Annotated in this window: 17 protein-coding genes; 14 read left to right on the forward strand and 3 right to left on the reverse strand. The window is 68.3% G+C overall.

What is annotated here, in order from left to right:
• Positions 1 to 133 precede the first annotated feature (133 nt).
• The 5 genes from EQG76_RS03265 to EQG76_RS03285 all read left to right on the forward strand — a co-directional run bounded on the left by EQG76_RS03265 (position 134) and on the right by EQG76_RS03285 (position 4,492).
• Complete coding sequence (locus EQG76_RS03265) at positions 134 to 1,153, forward strand: Gfo/Idh/MocA family oxidoreductase (RefSeq protein ID WP_159710578.1); 1,020 nt, start codon at positions 134 to 136, stop codon at positions 1,151 to 1,153.
• Positions 1,154 to 1,306: 153 nt separating this feature from the next.
• Positions 1,307 to 1,660: a calcium-binding protein gene (locus tag EQG76_RS31540; protein ID WP_200840519.1), complete on the forward strand. Its 354-nt coding sequence runs from the start codon at positions 1,307 to 1,309 to the stop codon at positions 1,658 to 1,660.
• A gap of 55 nt (positions 1,661 to 1,715) precedes the next feature.
• A complete protein-coding gene (locus EQG76_RS31545) occupies positions 1,716 to 2,387 on the forward strand; it encodes a calcium-binding protein (protein ID WP_235031186.1) in 672 nt (223 codons plus the stop codon).
• Positions 2,357 to 2,863, forward strand: a complete 507-nt coding sequence (locus EQG76_RS03280) for a calcium-binding protein (RefSeq protein WP_159710580.1) — start codon at positions 2,357 to 2,359, stop codon at positions 2,861 to 2,863. The genes EQG76_RS31545 and EQG76_RS03280 overlap by 31 nt, the downstream gene beginning before the upstream one ends.
• A gap of 33 nt (positions 2,864 to 2,896) precedes the next feature.
• Complete coding sequence (locus EQG76_RS03285) at positions 2,897 to 4,492, forward strand: sensor histidine kinase (protein ID WP_159710582.1); 1,596 nt, start codon at positions 2,897 to 2,899, stop codon at positions 4,490 to 4,492.
• Between the two features lie 7 nt (positions 4,493 to 4,499).
• Here EQG76_RS03285 and EQG76_RS03290 read toward each other — a convergent pair whose 3' ends face one another.
• The gene (locus EQG76_RS03290) at positions 4,500 to 5,180 is read right to left on the reverse strand and encodes a response regulator transcription factor (RefSeq protein WP_200840522.1); all 681 of its coding nucleotides are present in this window, start codon (positions 5,178 to 5,180) and stop codon (positions 4,500 to 4,502) included.
• 178 nt (positions 5,181 to 5,358) lie between these two features.
• Here EQG76_RS03290 and EQG76_RS03295 point away from each other — a divergent pair, with 178 nt between their 5' ends.
• Positions 5,359 to 5,922: a hypothetical protein gene (locus EQG76_RS03295; RefSeq protein ID WP_200840521.1), complete on the forward strand. Its 564-nt coding sequence runs from the start codon at positions 5,359 to 5,361 to the stop codon at positions 5,920 to 5,922.
• Positions 5,923 to 6,000: 78 nt separating this feature from the next.
• Here the strand turns inward: EQG76_RS03295 and EQG76_RS03300 are convergent, their stop codons facing one another.
• A complete protein-coding gene (locus EQG76_RS03300) occupies positions 6,001 to 6,663 on the reverse strand; it encodes a calcium-binding protein (protein WP_159710586.1) in 663 nt (220 codons plus the stop codon).
• A gap of 270 nt (positions 6,664 to 6,933) precedes the next feature.
• Here EQG76_RS03300 and EQG76_RS03305 point away from each other — a divergent pair, with 270 nt between their 5' ends.
• From EQG76_RS03305 to EQG76_RS03335, 7 genes are all read left to right on the forward strand, one after another.
• A complete protein-coding gene (locus EQG76_RS03305; protein WP_159710588.1) occupies positions 6,934 to 8,301 on the forward strand; it encodes a glutamine synthetase family protein in 1,368 nt (455 codons plus the stop codon).
• Between the two features lie 85 nt (positions 8,302 to 8,386).
• On the forward strand, positions 8,387 to 9,874 hold the full coding sequence (locus EQG76_RS03310) for an FAD-linked oxidase C-terminal domain-containing protein (protein WP_159710590.1): 1,488 nt from the start codon (positions 8,387 to 8,389) through the stop codon (positions 9,872 to 9,874).
• Between the two features lie 19 nt (positions 9,875 to 9,893).
• Positions 9,894 to 11,093, forward strand: coding sequence for an FAD-binding protein (locus EQG76_RS03315; protein WP_159710592.1), 1,200 nt, complete (start codon positions 9,894 to 9,896; stop codon positions 11,091 to 11,093).
• Positions 11,094 to 11,103: 10 nt separating this feature from the next.
• The gene (glcF, locus tag EQG76_RS03320) at positions 11,104 to 12,414 is read left to right on the forward strand and encodes a glycolate oxidase subunit GlcF (RefSeq protein WP_159710594.1); all 1,311 of its coding nucleotides are present in this window, start codon (positions 11,104 to 11,106) and stop codon (positions 12,412 to 12,414) included.
• Between the two features lie 84 nt (positions 12,415 to 12,498).
• Positions 12,499 to 13,164: a glutathione S-transferase family protein gene (locus EQG76_RS03325; protein WP_159710596.1), complete on the forward strand. Its 666-nt coding sequence runs from the start codon at positions 12,499 to 12,501 to the stop codon at positions 13,162 to 13,164.
• Positions 13,161 to 14,285: a tRNA epoxyqueuosine(34) reductase QueG gene (queG, locus tag EQG76_RS03330; protein ID WP_255476460.1), complete on the forward strand. Its 1,125-nt coding sequence runs from the start codon at positions 13,161 to 13,163 to the stop codon at positions 14,283 to 14,285. The genes EQG76_RS03325 and queG overlap by 4 nt, the downstream gene beginning before the upstream one ends.
• On the forward strand, positions 14,282 to 15,151 hold the full coding sequence (locus EQG76_RS03335; protein ID WP_159710600.1) for an SDR family oxidoreductase: 870 nt from the start codon (positions 14,282 to 14,284) through the stop codon (positions 15,149 to 15,151). The genes queG and EQG76_RS03335 overlap by 4 nt, the downstream gene beginning before the upstream one ends.
• 12 nt (positions 15,152 to 15,163) lie before the next feature.
• Here EQG76_RS03335 and EQG76_RS03340 read toward each other — a convergent pair whose 3' ends face one another.
• The gene (locus EQG76_RS03340) at positions 15,164 to 15,595 is read right to left on the reverse strand and encodes a cupin domain-containing protein (protein WP_159710602.1); all 432 of its coding nucleotides are present in this window, start codon (positions 15,593 to 15,595) and stop codon (positions 15,164 to 15,166) included.
• Positions 15,596 to 15,655: 60 nt separating this feature from the next.
• Here EQG76_RS03340 and EQG76_RS03345 point away from each other — a divergent pair, with 60 nt between their 5' ends.
• Positions 15,656 to 16,120 carry a MarR family winged helix-turn-helix transcriptional regulator gene (locus EQG76_RS03345; RefSeq protein ID WP_159710604.1) on the forward strand — a complete coding sequence of 155 codons (465 nt, stop codon included), beginning with the start codon at positions 15,656 to 15,658 and terminating at the stop codon, positions 16,118 to 16,120.
• Positions 16,121 to 16,246 lie beyond the last annotated feature (126 nt).

Below are 16,246 nucleotides of genomic sequence, written 5' to 3' on the forward strand. Positions count from 1 at the left end.
CCCGCCATGAGCAGCAGGACGGCCAATGGGGTACCGCTGAGACGCAAGGACCTGTTCCTTCCCGGTCACCCCTCCCGGAGTGCCGGAGCGAAGCGCTATCATCTTCGGGTGAACCGGCGAAGGGGAGGAAACGATGGGTGACCATGCGCCAAAGCTGCGCTTCTGCCTGATCGGGGCGGGCCGGATCGGCCGGCTGCATGCCGAGAACGTGGCGGCCCACCCGAACGCGCGCTTAAGCGCGGTGGTGGACCAGGATGCCGATGTCGCCGCCGCGCTGGCGGAGCGCTACGAGGCGATGGCCTCGACCACGCCGATCGACGTGATCACCTCGCAGGCGATCGACGCGGTGATCGTGGCCTCGCCCTCCTCGGCGCATTTCCTCTACGTCCACGAGGCGCTGGCGGCGGGCAAGCCGGTCTTATGCGAGAAGCCGCTGGCGGCCGATCCGGAGGATGCCCGCACCTTGGCGGCCCTGGCCCGGGACAGCGGCATCGTCACCATGACCGGCTTCAACCGCCGCTTCGACGTTAACCATGCGCGCCTGCAGGAGCGCCTGGCCGCGGGCGAGATCGGCCGGCCAGAGCTGGTCTGCATCACCAGCCGCGACCCCGAGCCGCCGCGCTACGAGTATCTGGCGAACGAGCCGGGCGCCCTGTTTACCGAGACCATGGTGCACGACCTGGACATGGCGCGCTGGCTCTTGGGCGAGGAGCCGGTGAAGGTGGCGGCGTTCGCGGCGAACTTGGTCGAGCCGCGCTTCGCCGCCCTGAAGGAGGTCGACACCGCCGTGGCGATCCTGACCACCGCCAGCGGCAAGATGGCCCGGATCGACAATAGCTGGGGCTCGGCCTACGGCTACGACCAGCGGATCGAGGTGCTCGGCCGGGGCGGGATGCTCCAGTCCGGCAACATGCAGCGCACCACGGTCAGCCTGCACAATGGCAGCGGCCCGCAGCAGGACCCGGTCCCCTACTTCTTCCTGGACCGCTACCGCGACTCCTACCGGACCGAGCTGGACCACTTCATCGCCGCGGTCGCGGGCAAGACCGGTGTGCTGGTGGATGCCCATGACGGCTGGCGGGCGACCCTGCTCGCGAACTGCGTGCTGGAGGCGGCGCGCAGCGGGCGGGTGGTCGAGGTGCCGCCCGTCTGAGGTGCCGTTCGGTTACAGGCGGTCCATTTTCTTCGACAACTTCCCGGATGCGCCAGCAGCGGCACTCGCGGGCGAGCCTACCCGACCTGAGTTCATCCGAAAATCGGTCGATAGCCCCACGCGTTCTTCGCGACCATTTCAGGCATCAGGTTCATGGCAGTGCTTATCGGTACGATTAATCCCGACCGCCTTGAAGGCGGTGCGGCAGCGGCTGTGATCACCGGGCTGGCCGGCGACGACTGGCTGACCGGTGCGGGCGGCAACGATCGCATCGATGGCGTCGACGGCCAGGACATCCTCAGCGGCGACGACGGCAACGACTACATCCTGGGCGGGCGGGACAACGACTACCTGGAAGGCTGGGCGGGCGACGACCTGCTGCATGGCGGCGCCGGCCAGAACCAGTTGCTCGGTGGCTTGGGCAATGATCGTCTCTACGGGACCGACGGGCGCGACACCCTGGCGGGCCAGAAGGGCGACAACATCCTGCTGGGGCGGCGGCGGTGATTTCCTGAGCGGTGGCTCCGGTAACGACACGCTGACCGGCGGTGCTGGTCGGGACGTGTTCTCGTTCCACGTGACACCCGGCACCGAGCTGGAGTTCCAGGAGACCGAGATCGGCCAGGACGTCGGCACCGACTTCGTGCGCGGCCAGGACCTGCTGCAGCTCGGGCAGACCACCCAGGGCGAAAGCGGGCCGAGCACCATCGGCAAGTCGTTCGCCGACTCCGACACGAACGGCAACGAGGTGCTGGACGACGGCGACACGCTGGTCTCGATCCAGGATGCGACCCTGGACGGCGTGACCAGGGCCTCCACCGTGCTGGACATGGCGAGCGCTTGGGACCGGGGCCCGGTCGGCAGCCAGACGGTGACGATCTTCGGCGTGACCGACCTCGGCGAGGACGACATCTGGGACTTTGGCGAGGACCCATTCACCGGGGTGATCCTGGAGGGCACCTCCAGGGCAGACGACTTGATGGGTACCGCCAAGAACGACCAGCTGACCGGCCTCGCTGGTGATGATCGGCTACGCGGCCTGGCCGGCAACGACGATTTGAGGGGCGATGACGGTAACGACCGGCTGGAAGGTGGTGATGGCTCCGATGGCCTTGCCGGTGGCCAGGGCTCCGGCCTGCTGTTCGGCGGGGCGGGCGACGACCGGCTGTGGGGCAGCCCACAGTCCGGCCCCGACACCCGGTTGTGCTTGGCGAGGCAGACAACCACTACCTGAATGGCGGTGCCGGCGACGACCGGCTCTATGGCAGCTTCGGCCGGGACGTGCTGACCGGCGGCCAGGGCCGGGACCTGTTCGGCATGGAGGAAGTGGGCCGCGGCTTCCGCGACGGCAGCAAGCCGGTGAAGGACGTGCTGGTGACCGACTTCGTGCACGGGGAGGACGCGCTCGACGACGAGACGATCTCCTTCGACCGGTACGACTTCAACGGTGATGGCCAGATCAAGGGCAGCGACGCCTACGTCACCCTCCAGCAGGTCGCCTATAACGGCGACACCAAGCTCTCGCTGGTGATCACCTGCGGACGGAGGACGCGACCGTGGCCAGCGGCAAGCTCACTCTGTTCGGCGTGCCTGGCCTGGATGCCGCCGACTTCGCCGGGCGCAGCCTGCCAGAAGCCTGAGGATCGTGGGGGCCGGGCAGCAGGCTTGCGGGGCGTCCCGCGGCCATGGACGCTGGGGATGCGTCCGTGAGGGGCGCTTCCTCCACCAGAGTAGTGGGCCGGCATGACGATCAGGACGAAGATCATCGTCTTCCAGGTGTTCTTCGTGGGCCTGCTGCTGATGATGGCGGGGGTGGTCTACTTCGCGGTGCAGCGCACCGATCGGTTCACGGAGCGGGTGCAGCACGCCCACCGCCAGCTGGTCACGATCACCGCGCTCTCGCTCCATGCCAACCAGTACTCGGAACAGATCGCCGAGATGCTCCTGTTCGGCGAGGAAGGCCGGCCGGACCTGGAGGAGGCGCGGCGCCAGGTCGAGCGCAGCTTCCAGGCCCTGGAGCAGATCATCCGGTCGGAGGGGAACCGGCTGAGCGGCGTGCAGCGCGAACAGGAGCTGGAGGAACTGCGCCTCGTCGCACAGATGCGGGCGATCGATACCCGGATGCACGAGACCGCCCTGGAGCTGCTCGAGCTGCAGATGCAGGGCCGAGGCGACGAGGCGCGGCGGCGCTACCGTACTGAGATCGAGGACGATCTCGACAACCGGCTCCAGGAGCTGGTCGACCTCGCGATCGCGGATGAGCGCGGCGAGGTCGACCGGATCGAGAGCGAGACGGACGCGCTCGCGCGGGAGATGACCCTGATCGTCGCGAGCGCCCTCCTCCTGGGTCTGCTGGTCGGCATTGGTGCCGCGGTCCTGCTGAGCCGGGCCCTGTCCCTGCCGATCACCCGCCTGGCCGAGGGTGCCGCTGCGATCGGCGGCGGCCGGCTCGACCATCGCATCGCCGTAGAGGGTCGGGACGAGCTGGCGCTGCTGTCGGATCACTTCAACCGGATGGTCGAGCAGTTGCAGCGGCAGCGGCGGGAGCTGCTGGAGCAGCAGGCCCTCCTGTCCCAGAAGGTCGGCGAGCGCACGGCCGAACTGGCGGATGCCAACCACCGGCTGGAGGACGCCAACCGGCGCCTGAAGGACCTGGATCGGCTGCGCATGCTGTTCCTGGCCGATGTCAGCCACGAGCTGCGCACGCCGCTCACCGTCCTGCGCGGTGAGGCCGAGGTGACGCTGCGCAACCAGGCAAACAGCCCCGAGGACTATCGGGAAACGCTGGCGCGGATCGTCGAGCAGGCGCAGGGCATGAGCCGGCTGGTGGACGACCTTTTGTTCCTGACCCGCACGGAAGCCGATTCGATCCGCTTCCAGATGCGGCCGGTCGTCCTGCAGGAATTGCTGGCGGAAGCGGTGGACGAGGCGGAGGTCCTGGCCAGGGCGCACGGCCGCCGGCTGCAGCCGAGCTTCGCCGACGAGCCGCTCGTCGTGCAGGCGGACGGACAACGACTGAAGCAGACCATGCTCATCGCGATCGACAATGCCCTGAAATATTCGCATGTCGGCACCGACGTGACCGTGGCGCTGCATGCGGCGGGCGAGGATGCGGTGGCCGCCATCCGCAACCAGGGTGACCCGGTGCCGCCCGAGGACCTGCCCTACATCTTCGACCGCTTCTATCGCGGCCGCCAGGACCAGTTGAAGACCGGCGGCAGCGGGCTCGGCCTCTCGATCGCCAAGTGGATCGTTGAGAAGCATGGCGGCCAGATCGGGCTTTCCAGCGGCCCGGACGGGATCACCGAGCTGGAGATCCGCCTGCCGCTGGCAAGGTGAGGCCGGCTCAATCCTCCGAGATCGTGTAGCCGAACCCGCGCACGGTCTTGATCAGCGCCTTCGTCTCGGCGGCGTCGATCTTCTGGCGCAGGTAGCGGATATATACGTCGACTACCTTGGAGCCGGGATCGAAGCTGTACTCCCAGACCCGGCTGAGGATCCGCGTGCGACTCAGGACCCTGCCGGCATTCTCCATGAGGTAGGCCAGCAGCGTGAACTCCTTGGGCGTGAGCTGGATCTCGCGCCCGCCGCGCCTGGCCTTGCGCGCGGCGCGGTCCAGGACGAGGTCGCCCACCTGGAGCAGGGGGTCGGCCGGCTCCTCGCCCCGCCCGGCCCGCCGCAGCAATGCCCTCATCCGGGCCAGCAGCTCGTCGAAGGCGAACGGCTTGGTGAGATAGTCGTCCGCCCCGGCATGAAGACCCGTCACCTTGTCCTGCAGCCCGTCCTTGGCGGTCAGCATCAGGATCGGGCGGTCGTAGCGCTCGCTACGGAGGATTCGGCAGATCTCGGCGCCGTCCAGGCCGGGCAGCATGCGGTCGAGAACCAGCAGCGCGTGCTCCTTCGATCGTGCCAGGGCGAGCGCGTCCCGGCCATCACCCACTACGTCGACCGTGTAGCCCTCGGCCTCGAGTCCGCGCCGGATGAACCGGGCGATTCGCGGATCGTCCTCGATCAGGAGCACCTTCACCAATCGGCATTTCTCCCGGCCAGCCTGCGGCTCCGGCACCTGCCAGCCGCTTCTCACCCGACTCTAACCTGGCTCTTCCCGGCATCTAACCAAGCTGCACCTGAACCATAACCAGGGCCGGACCATGTACGGGCAGCCCCTGGAAACGGAAAATTTCAACTCTCATTGGAGAATGCTGATGGCAATGGTTCGGTCTTCCCTGATTGTGGCCGGCATGTCCTGCGCGATGCTGATGGGCCTGGCAGCACCGGCCAGCAGCGAGGAGCGTGCCTGTGTCGGGACGATCGGTGCCGTGCAGGTCGACAATCTCCGGGTTCCGTCCGGCGCCACCTGCCGCCTGACCGGCACGCGCGTGGAAGGCAATATCGTGGTGCAGCGCTTCGGCACGCTGGTGGCCAGCGGTGCCATGGTCGACGGCAATGTGCAGGGCGAGGGTGCCCGGTCGGTGTCCCTGTATAACGGGCTGATCGGCGGCTCCGTCCAGCTCAAGCAGGGCGGCGCGGTGTTGGTCCTCGACAATTTCGTCGACGGCAACATCCAGCTGGAATCCAACCGGAACACCCAGCGGATCGTGCGCAACAGCGTGGGCGGCGACATCCAGGCCTTCCAGAACATCGGCGGCGTCGACATCCGCCAGAACAAGGCCAAGGGCAACCTGCAGTGCAAGGCGAACAACCCCGCCCCGGTCGGCAGCGCCAACGTCGTAGGGGGCAACAAGGAGGATCAGTGCCGGGCACTCTGAGCCTGGTCGGCTGATCGCGGCGCCGTCACCGGCGCCGCCACCAAGGCCTTGCCCTTCGACACGACCCGGGCGGCCCTGTCAGCCGATCACATCCACCGGCAGGCTGGACACGCCGTCCAGGGCGATCACCGAGCTGCCGATCGGCAGGTCGTGGTACCAGGCGATCGCCAGGTCGATGAACATGGTGCCGTCGACCACCGCCACGCCGCGGTCGGCGGCGTCGATCACCCCGTCGCCATTGCTGTCCAGGTTCGGCACGTTGCCGGGATCCATGGCGTCCAGATAAGCGGTGATGTTGAGCGGGCCGTCCTCGAACACGTCATAGTCGAGGACCCGGTGCACGCCGAACGGCACGTCCTTGCCGAACGCCACGAACTCCAGGCTGTCCGCACCGCTGCCCAGCGAAATCGTGGTGGCCCCGCCGGCGACATAGACATAGTCGTCGCCGCTGCCGGCCAGGATCTGCCCGGTGCTGCCGTCCGCGATCACGAAGTCGTCGCCAGGCCCCGCATCCAGATAATCTGCACCACCGAACGACTGGACCGTGTCGTCGCCGAGCCCGCCCAGCAGGATGTCGTCCTCGGGCGTACCCTGGATCAGGTCGTCGAGCGCGGTGACCGTACCGAGTACGCCTTCGTCGTGCGGCCCGTCCGATACTTCGCCGCCCAGGTCGGCCAGCCCCTGCTCGTAGCCCCACTCGTGGCTGCCCAGGTCGATCGTGTCGCCGTACGCACTGGTCACCGGTCGCATTCCTTCATGCCGACCTGATCGTTCCTGGCGACCGCCGGATCGAGCAGCGCCAGGACCTCAGAACATCCTGGCCAGAGCCGGGTTTCATCTTTGGCTACAAATATCGCCAGCATCTTCTTGATATTCCGACGGCTGCCGATCTCCCCTGCCCTGGATGCGGGGCAGAGGCCCCATGAAGGTCACCGTTGCGTTCCGCCTTCCGACGCGGCACCTGTGCCGGCCAGGAATCGACATCGACGCGCGCTCAAGGAACCCCTTCGCATGAACGGCATGCTGACGCTGGACCAGCTCGAGGAGCTCGTGGCCTCCGGCGAGATCGACACGGTGGTGGTGGCGTTCACCGACATGCAGGGGCGCCTGATCGGCAAGCGCGCTACCGGCCGGTTCTTCCTGGATAGCGTGGTCAAGGAATGGCACGCCTGCGACTACCTGCTGGCGGTCGACATGGAGATGGAGCCGGTGCCCGGCTTCAAGGCCGCCTCCTGGGACAAGGGCTATGGCGACTTCGTCATCAAGCCGGACCTGGCGACGCTGCGGCGGATCCCCTGGCTGGACGCGACCGCGCTCTGCCTGGGCGACGTGGTCGACCATCACGGCGAGGAGCTACCGCACAGCCCGCGCGCGATCCTGAAAAAGCAGCTGGCCCGCCTGTCGCAGCGGGGCATGATGGCCAAGATGGCATCGGAGCTGGAATTCTACGCCTTCGACGACGATTTCCGCACCGCTCGCGATAAGCGCTACCACGATGTCCAGACGTCCGGCTGGTACATCGAGGACTACCACATCTTCGAGGGCACCAAGCGCGAGAAGCTGCTGCGCGCGATCCGCAACGGCATCGATGCCGCCGGCATCCCGGTCCAGGAAAGCAAGGGAGAGTGGGGGCCGGGCCAGGAGGAACTGAACCTGGTCTATGCCGAGGCGCTGGAGATGGCCGACCGGCACGTCATCTTCAAGAACGGGGCCAAGGAGATCGCCTGGCAGCACGGCAAGGCCATCACCTTCATGGCCAAGTGGAAGAAGGAACTAGCCGGCAGCTCCTGCCACATCCACGCCTCGCTCTGGGACAAGGAAGCGGACAAGCCGCTGTTCGCCGACAAGGACGACAAGAACGGCTTCTCCAAGCTGTTCCAGAACTATCTGGCGGGCCTCCTCGCCGCGGGCGGCGACGCGACCCTGCTGTTGGCCCCCAACATCAACAGCTACAAGCGCTTCGTCGCCGGCAGCTTTGCGCCGACCAACCTGGTCTGGAGCCGAGACAACCGCACCGCCGGCTTCCGGGTGCTGGGCTCGGGCGGTGCCTCCCTGCGCGTCGAGTGCCGGGTGCCGGGTGCCGACGTTAACCCCTATCTCGCCTATGCCGGGCTGTTGGCTGCCGGGCTGCACGGGGTCAAGCAGGGGCTGGAGCTTCCTGAGGCTTTCTCCGGCGATGCCTATCAGTCCGGCGATGTCCCGGCAGTGCCGCATACGCTGCGCGAGGCCACCGAGCGGCTCGACCGCTCGGAGGTGATGCGTGCCGCCCTTGGGGATGAGGTGGTCGATCACTATGTCCATGCGGCACGCTGGGAGCAGGCCGAGTACGACCGGGCCGTGACCGACTGGGAGCTGATCCGCTACTTCGAGCGCGGCTGATCCCTGGTCCTGGCAACGGCCGCGCCCCGGCCGTTGCCATCTGTCCGGAACCTTTCCAAAAAGGCCCGGGTTACGGGAGATCGCCATGCACATGCCGCCGCCTGACGAGGGCATTCTCGCGCGCCGCGAGGAGATCGTGGCCGCACTGCGTGCGATTGTCCCGGGCGAGGGCGTGATCGCCGACCAGGTAGGCCTGCGCCCCTATGAGTGCGACGCGCTCTCCGCCTACCGCGCCGTGCCGATCGCGGTGGTGCTGCCGAGCACGGTGGAAGAGGTGTCGGCGGTGCTGGCCTGGTGCCATCGCGAGAAGGTGAAGGTGGTGCCGCGCGGTGCCGGCACCTCGCTCTCGGGTGGCTCTTTGCCCCTGGTCGACGGCATCGTGCTGGGCATGGGCAAGTTCAACCGGATCCTCGACATCGACTTCGAGAACCGGACGGTGACCGCGCAGCCCGGTGTCACCAATCTCGGCATCACCAAGGCGGTGGAGCATGCCGGCTTCTATTATGCGCCGGACCCCTCCTCGCAGATCGCCTGCTCGATCGGCGGCAACATCGCCGAGAACTCGGGCGGGGTGCACTGCCTGAAATACGGGCTCACCACCAACAACGTGCTGGGCATTGAGATGGTGCTGCCCACCGGCGAGATCGTGCGCCTGGGCGGCAAGCATCTGGATTCCGAGGGTTATGACCTGCTGGGCCTGATGACCGGCTCGGAGGGGCTGCTCGGCGTGGTCACGGAAGTGACCGTGCGCATTCTGCAAAAGCCGCCGGTGGCGCGGGCCGTGCTCATGGGATTTGCCAGCTCCGAGCAGGGTGGCGACACGGTGGCCTCGATCATCGGGGCCGGGATCATCCCGGGCGGGCTCGAGATGATGGACCGGCCGGCGATCCAGGCGGCCGAGGACTTCCTCCATGCCGGCTACCCACTGGACGTCGAGGCGCTCTTGATCTGCGAGTTGGACGGACCCGAGGTCGAGGTGAACCACCTGATCGAGACGGTGGCCGGCATCGCCCGCCAGCACGGCGCCACCACCATCCGGGTCAGCCAGAGCGAGGAGGAACGCCTGCTGTTCTGGGCGGGGCGCAAGGCAGCCTTCCCTGCCGTGGGGCGGATCTCGCCGGACTATTACTGCATGGACGGGACGATCCCGCGCGCACGGCTGGCCGAGGTGCTGGCCGGGATGCAGGAAATGTCGAAGCGTTACGGGCTGCGTGTGGCCAACGTGTTCCATGCCGGCGACGGCAATCTGCATCCGCTGATCCTGTTCGACGCGAACAAGCCGGACGAATTGCAGAAGGCCGAGGCGTTCGGCAGCGACATCCTGAAGCTCTGCGTCGAGGTGGGCGGCGTGCTCACCGGCGAGCATGGGGTGGGCGTGGAGAAGCGCGACCTGATGCCGACCATGTTCACCGAGGCCGACCTGAACCAGCAGATCCGGGTCAAGTGCGCGTTCGACCCCGAGCAGATCCTGAACCCGGGCAAGGTCTTTCCCAAGCTGCACCGTTGCGCCGAGATGGGCCGCCTCCACGTGTCGGGCGGCCGGGTCCCGTTCGCTGACCTGCCCCGCTTCTGACCGCCGGAACGTTTGCCCGATGGAACTCCTGTTGCCGCAAAGCCTGGCCGAGGCGGCCGACATGGTGGCCGCCGCCCTTGCGGAAGAGCGGCCGCTTTCCGTGCTGGGCCAGGGCGGCAAGCTCGGGCTGGGCCAGCCCACAGCACAGCCGGTGGGCCTCTCGACCCGCAAGCTCTCGGGCATCACCCTCTACGAGCCGGGCGAGCTGGTGCTCTCCTGCGGGGCCGGCACGCCTCTGGCCGAGATCGAGGCGACGCTCGCCGAGCGCCAGCAGCAACTGGCCTTCGAGCCGCCAGATGCGTCCACTTGGTATGGTGCGGCACCGGGCCAGGCGACCATGGGTGGGGTGTTTGCCACCAATCTCGCAGGTCCCCGGCGCTTCAAGGCCGGCGCCCCGCGCGACCATCTCCTGGGCGTGCAGTGCGTCACCGGGCGCGGTGAGGCGATCAAGACCGGCGGGCGGGTGGTCAAGAACGTCACCGGCTATGACCTGTGCAAGCTGCTGTCCGGCTCGTTCGGCACGCTGGCGGTGATGGGGCACGTGACCTTCAAGGTGCTGCCGGCGCCCGAATGCGTCCAGACGCTCGCGATCTTCGGCGAGGACCTGGCCGATCTGGCGGCGCGCCTGCGCAAGGCGGCGGGCACCGCGTTCGAGATCTCCGGGGCGGCCCTGCTGCCGGCGGGTGCTGCCGGACGGAGCGGGGTCGACGCGCTGCGCGAGAGCGGTGGTGCTGTGGCGCTGCTGCGGGTGGAGGGCGTGCGCCCGTCGGTCGAGGACCGGATGCAGGGGCTGATCAGCGAGGTGGTGGGCAGGAGCCTGCCGCACCTCGTGCTGGCCGAGGAGAGCATCGCGCTCTGGCAGCGGATCCGCGACCTGCGCGTGCTGCCGGACCGGCCGGTCCTGTGGCGGCTGTCCGTGGCGCCCACCGAGGGGGTGGCAGCCGCCAGGGCGCTCACCAATCTGGGGGCAGACCTTTTCCTCGACCAGGTGGGTGGCCAGATATTCGCGGTGATGGATTCGCCGAGCGCGGCGGAGGTCCGCGCCCTGGTGGCAGGTGGCGGTCATGCGACGCTGTTGCGCGCACCCGACGCGATCCGCAGCACCATCCCGGTGTTCCAGCCGCAGCCCGCCCCGCTGGCTTCCCTGGCCGTCCGGGTCAAGAACGCCTTCGATCCCCGACAGATTCTCGAGCCCGGCCGGATGACGCTGGCCGCCTGAGGTACCGATCGTGCAGACCAGCTTCACCCTGGCGCAGCTCGCCGACCCGAAGATCAAGGAAGCGGAGCAGATCCTGCGCACCTGCGTGCATTGCGGGTTCTGCACGGCGACCTGCCCGACCTATGTGCTGCGCGGCGACGAGCTCGATTCGCCGCGCGGGCGGATCTACCTGATCAAGGACATGCTGGAGAACGGCCGGGACGCCGACGAGCGCACCGTGCGCCATATCGACCGCTGCCTGTCCTGCCTGTCCTGCATGACCACCTGCCCGTCCGGTGTCGACTACGTGCACCTGGTCGACCATGCCCGGGCGCATATCGAGAAGACCTATGAGCGGCCGGCTGCAGACCGCTGGCAGCGCTGGATGCTGGCCAAGGTCCTCCCCCGGCCGAACCTGTTCCGGCTGGCGCTGATGGGTGCGGGGGCCGGGCGCCCATTCGCCCGCGCCCTACCCCGGCGCCTGAAGGCGATGCTCACGCTGGCGCCCAGGCGCACGCACGGGCCGTCGCCCATGGACCGGCCAGGCGTGGTGCCGGCGGTGGGGCAAAAGCGCGCCCGGGTGGCGCTGCTCCAGGGCTGCGCCCAGCGGGTGCTCGATCCGGCGATCAACGAGGCGACCATCCGCCTGCTGACCCGGATGGGCTGCGAAGTGGTGCTGGCCAAGGACGCCGTGTGCTGCGGCGCGCTGACCCTGCACATGGGCCAGGACCGCGATGGCAAGGCCGCGGCCAGGCGCACGATCGAGGCCTGGAGCCGGGAGCTGGACGGCAACGGGCTGGATGCGGTCGTGATCAATGCCTCGGGCTGCGGCACGACAGTGAAGGACTATGGCCACCTGTTCCAGCACGAGCACGATCATGTCCTAGCCGAGCGGGCCAGGAAGATCGCGGCGCTGGCGCTGGACATCACCGAGCTGGTTGACCGGCTGGGCCTGCCGGAGCCGGTGTTCGTGCCCGAGCAGAAAGTCGCCTATCATTCAGCCTGCTCGATGCAGCACGGCCAGAGGATCAGGACCCTGCCGCAAAAGCTCCTGCGCCAGATGGGGTTTGCGGTGGTCGAGCCCGCCGAGAGCCATATCTGCTGCGGCTCGGCCGGGACCTACAACATCCTCCAGCCAGAGCTGGCTGACCAGCTGAAGGAGCGCAAGGTCGCCCATCTCGAGAAGCTGGTGCCGGACGTGATCGCCACCGGCAATATCGGCTGCATGACCCAGATCGGCAGCGGCACCGCCATCCCGATCGTGCACACGGTGGAGCTGCTGGACTGGGCGACCGGCGGGCCAGTGCCCGACAAGCTGCGCATTCCGGCGCAAGCCGCTTGATGCCGGAGGACGCGAGGGGCTAGTCCATGAGGTGTGGCGGGCCGCACCGGCTCCTGCGCGTCGCTTCATCTCCCGGCTTGGCGAATGCTTCGACTGCACCATTTTCCGCTCTGCCCCTACTCGCGCAAGATCAGGCTGCTGCTGCGCGAGAAGGGACTCCGCTTTGAGGAAGTCGAAGTCGAGCCCTGGAAGCAGGTCGACGCGCTGTTCGAGCTGAACCCGGCACTCGAAGTCCCGGTATTGCAGGACGAGGACCTGACGGTCTGCGACAGCCGCGCGATCGCCGACTTCCTCGAAGAGTCGAAGCCTGAGCACAACTTCCTGGGCGCGTCCCTGGAGCGGCGCAACGAGACACGCCGACTGGTTGCGTGGTTCGATGACAAGTTCGCGCGGGAAGTGACGGACCTCCTTTGGCGCGAGAAGCTGATCAAGCGGCTGAAGCGGATCGGCACGCCGAACTCGGACAACATGCGGGCGGGGGCTGCCAACCTGAAGGTGCATCTGGCCTATCTGAGCGAGCTGTTCTCCGACCGGCGCTGGCTGGCCGGGGACGACCTCACCCTGGCGGACATGGCCGCGGCCGCCCACCTGTCGGTCCTGGACTATCTGGGTGACGTTCCCTGGCAGAATTTCCCGCTGGCGAAGGAATGGTACGGCAAGATGAAGTCGCGGCCGAGCTTCCGCCCGCTGCTCGCCGACCGGCTGCCGGCGATGAAGCCGCCACTGCACTACGACGACCTGGACTTCTGAACCCGGAGCGGGTCCGCGCCGAGATCCTGGCGCGTGCGCAGAGCGAAGGCATCTCGATGGTGCGGGTCACCTCGGCCGACCTGCCGCCTTTGCATGGCCAGCGCTTCGACCAGGCGATCGCCGAGGGGCGCCATGGCGAGATGCGCTGGCTCGCCGAGAAGGCCGACCGGCGGCAGAGTCCGAAGGCGATCTGGCCGGAAGCGCGGAGCGTGCTGGTCTGCGGGCTGAACTACGGGCCGGACAGCGATCCGCGCGCCACGCTCGGCCTGAGCGATACGGCCACGATCTCGGTCTATGCGCGCAACCGCGACTATCACGACGTATTCAAGGGTGCCTTGAAGCGGACCGGCCAGTGGCTGGCCAGCCGCTACGGTGCCAGGGTGAAGGTGTTCGTGGACACCGCACCGGTGCTGGAGAAGCCCCTGGCCCAGCAGGCCGGGCTGGGCTGGCAGGGCAAGCACACCAACTTGGTCAGCCGCTCCTTCGGCTCCTGGCTGTTCCTGGGCGAGATCTTCACCACGCTGGACCTGCCGCCGGACCCGCCGGAGGCCGACCATTGCGGCAGCTGCCGGCGCTGCCTGGAGGCCTGCCCGACCGGGGCGATCGACGCGCCCTACCGGCTCGATGCTAGGCGCTGCATCAGCTATCTCACCATCGAGCATGGCGGGCCGATCCGCCGCGACCTACGTGCGCTCATGGGCAACCGGATCTATGGCTGCGACGACTGCCTGGCTGCCTGCCCATGGAACCGGTTCGCCAGGGTCGGGCAGGAGATCAAGCTGCAGGCGCGGGACGATCTGCGGGCGCCGAAGCTGCGGGAACTGGCCGGGCTGGACGATCCGGCCTTCCGCGCACTGTTCTCCGGCTCACCGATCAAGCGGATCGGTCGTGACCGGTTCGTGCGCAACGTCCTGATCGCCATCGGCAACAGCGGCGACCGGGGCTTCCTGGACGTGGTGGCGACCCTGCTGGACGACCCTGCATCGGTGGTCCGGGGTGCCGCGGTCTGGGCGCTGCGGCGGCTGGCCGAGCCGGCGCACGCAGAGGCAGAGCGCACGCGGCGCCTGCCGGGCGAAGCGGATGCCACGGTGCGGGCGGAGTGGACGGAGAGGGTGGAGTGAGCAAGCGGCTGTTCTGCTTCGGGCTGGGGTATACGGCTGAGGTGCTGGCGCGGCGGCTGATCGGCCAGGGCTGGCAGATCGCCGGCACCACGCGTGATCCCACCAAGGCGGAGGCATTGCGGCGGCTGGGTTGGGAGATGCACCTGTTCAGCCGGGAGCAGTCCCTGGCCGATCCGGCGGCGTCACTCGCCGGCACGACCCATCTGCTCCACTCGATCATCCCGGACGAGGCGGGCGACCCGGTGGCCGACCGGCATCTCCCCGACCTGCGCGCCCTGCCCTCGCTCGAATGGTTCGGCTGGCTCGGCACCACCGCCGTCTATGGTGACCGCGGCGGTGCCTGGGTCGACGAGGAGGCCGAACTTGCGCCCACGGTGGACCGGGCGCGCCGGCGGCTGGAGGCGGAGCGGGTCTGGCTGGCAAGCGGCCTGCCCGTCCATTTGTTCCGCCTGGCCGGGATCTACGGGCCCGGCCGCAACCAGCTCCGCGACGTGCTGGCCGGCACGGCGCGGCGGATCGTGAAGTCGGGCCAGGTGTTCTCGCGCATCCATGTGGAGGACATCGCGACCGTGCTGGAGGCCTCGATGGCCAGGCCCAGGCCGGGTGCGGTCTACAATGTCTGCGACGACGAGCCGGCCCCACCCCAGGACGTGGTGGCGTTCGCGGCGGAGCTGCTGGGGGTCCAGCCGCCGCCCGCGCTGGACTATGCCACGGCGCAGCTCTCGTCGATGGCGCGCAGCTTCTATGCGGACAACCGCCGGGTCCGAAACGATCGGATCAAGCGGGAGCTGGGAGTGGAGCTGGCCTATCCCAGCTATCGGGAGGGTTTGCGGGCGCTGCTGGCCGTGGAGCGCGGAGCCGCCTGAACGATCCGATGGTCAGGCCGGCACCAGGCCGTGGCGGAGCATGATCTCCCGCAGCCTGGCCGGATCCGGCCCGCCCGGGCGGGCGACGGCTTCGGCCATTTCCTCGAAATAGCGCCGCCCGATCGAGCCCGGCGTCAGCACGACCAGGCCGCGGGCCGTCGTGTCATGCAGGTTCTCGTGCTGGTGGACGCCGCCGCGCGGGACCAGCACGGCTTGGCCCGGGCCGACCTCCTGGCTGCGGCCGTCGACGGTCGTGGTGAGCGTGCCCTCCAGCCCGTAGACCGCCTCGTCGACATCCCGGTGGTAGTGGGGCGCCGGCACCCGGGCGTCCGGCGGGACCACGAACTCGAACATCACGAGATTGCCTGCGCCATCCGTCTCGTCGACGAGGAAGCGCAACTCCAGCGCGCCGATCTGTACCGTCCTGTCGCTACGGTCTTCCATCCTCCAGCCTCCGGATCGTAAAGTCTCTTTACAACCATTTTCGTAAAGAGACTTTACACGATGTCAATCGCAGATCGCCCGCCTTATGTCGGCGCGCTGCTGCGGCTGTGCCTGGGACAGGTCCGCGGCCGGATGCTGGAGGCGATCCGTGCGGCTGGCTTCACCGACCTCCAGGACGCCCATCTGGCGATCTTCTCCTATCCCTTGCCGGACGGGACGAAGCCTTCGGAGCTGGCGCGCCGGATCGGCATGTCGCGGCAGGCAACCAACCACCTGATCGCCCAGCTCGAGGCGCTGGGCTACATCGAGCGGCGAGCACCAGAGGGCAGCAGCCGGCGCCTCGTCCACCTCACCGGGCGCGGCTGGCAGGTCGGCCGGGTGATCATCGCCTGCCTGCAGCAGATCCAGGCGGACTGGGCCCTGCAGGTCGGGCCGGAGCGTTTCGCGGACTTCCTGGACGTGCTGCGGCTGCTGGCAGCCGACGAGTGCGGCCAAGCTCAGACGAGCGGCCGCCCCTCCACCTGAGCCAGCACCCGGTCCAGGGCAGCGCCGATCCGGCGCAGGTCCTCGGGCCGGGACAGGCGGTGGTCGCCGTCCTTGATCAGTTCGACCGTTACCGCCCGGCTGGTCAGGTTGGCGGCGAGCGACACG

Source organism: Geminicoccus flavidas, from assembly GCF_009806515.1.
Classification (GTDB): Bacteria; Pseudomonadota; Alphaproteobacteria; order Geminicoccales; family Geminicoccaceae; genus Geminicoccus; species Geminicoccus flavidus.

What these genes read in the sequence shown, in the direction of transcription:
- EQG76_RS03325 (WP_159710596.1), top strand. Translation starts at nt 12,499, where the DNA reads ATGCTTCGACTGCACCATTTTCCGCTCTGCCCCTACTCGCGCAAGATC.
- EQG76_RS03305 (WP_159710588.1), top strand. Translation starts at nt 6,934, where the DNA reads ATGAACGGCATGCTGACGCTGGACCAGCTCGAGGAGCTCGTGGCCTCC.
- EQG76_RS31540 (WP_200840519.1), top strand. Translation starts at nt 1,307, where the DNA reads ATGGCAGTGCTTATCGGTACGATTAATCCCGACCGCCTTGAAGGCGGT.
- EQG76_RS03310 (WP_159710590.1), top strand. Translation starts at nt 8,387, where the DNA reads ATGCACATGCCGCCGCCTGACGAGGGCATTCTCGCGCGCCGCGAGGAG.
- EQG76_RS03315 (WP_159710592.1), top strand. Translation starts at nt 9,894, where the DNA reads ATGGAACTCCTGTTGCCGCAAAGCCTGGCCGAGGCGGCCGACATGGTG.
- EQG76_RS03265 (WP_159710578.1), top strand. Translation starts at nt 134, where the DNA reads ATGGGTGACCATGCGCCAAAGCTGCGCTTCTGCCTGATCGGGGCGGGC.
- EQG76_RS03295 (WP_200840521.1), top strand. Translation starts at nt 5,359, where the DNA reads ATGGCAATGGTTCGGTCTTCCCTGATTGTGGCCGGCATGTCCTGCGCG.
- EQG76_RS03345 (WP_159710604.1), top strand. Translation starts at nt 15,656, where the DNA reads ATGTCAATCGCAGATCGCCCGCCTTATGTCGGCGCGCTGCTGCGGCTG.
- EQG76_RS03340 (WP_159710602.1), bottom strand. Translation starts at nt 15,595, where the DNA reads ATGGAAGACCGTAGCGACAGGACGGTACAGATCGGCGCGCTGGAGTTG.
- EQG76_RS03285 (WP_159710582.1), top strand. Translation starts at nt 2,897, where the DNA reads ATGACGATCAGGACGAAGATCATCGTCTTCCAGGTGTTCTTCGTGGGC.